This is a genomic window from Pseudonocardia sp. EV170527-09 (assembly GCF_008369905.1).
Lineage (GTDB): Bacteria > Actinomycetota > Actinomycetes > Mycobacteriales > Pseudonocardiaceae > Pseudonocardia.
Genome location: NZ_VRMC01000703.1, coordinates 1 through 229, shown reverse-complemented (window position 1 = coordinate 229; position 229 = coordinate 1). Strand labels below are relative to the sequence as shown.

At 62.9% G+C, this 229-nt stretch carries 1 protein-coding gene; it reads left to right on the top strand.

The features are described from left to right. Positions 1-130: 130 nt before the first annotated feature. Positions 131-229, top strand: a 99-nt coding sequence (locus tag FVA95_RS34290) for a LysR family transcriptional regulator (RefSeq protein WP_368667401.1), incomplete at its 3' end; no start/stop codon positions are given.

Below are 229 nucleotides of genomic sequence, written 5' to 3'. Positions count from 1 at the left end.
ACGCCGGGCAGGGTATGCCCGGCGTTGCTACGGCGACGGCGGCCAGTATAGGCAGCCCGGCGTCAGGGAAAATCCGACCAATTTACGAATCTGTTTTGCAACCGAGGTAATAGTGGACACATTGCAAGGCATGCGCGTGTTCGCCAGGGTGGTGGACAGCGGCAGCTTCACTTCCGCCGCCCAGGCCCTGGACCTGTCCACCGCGCAGGTATCGCGGCTGATCTCCGAC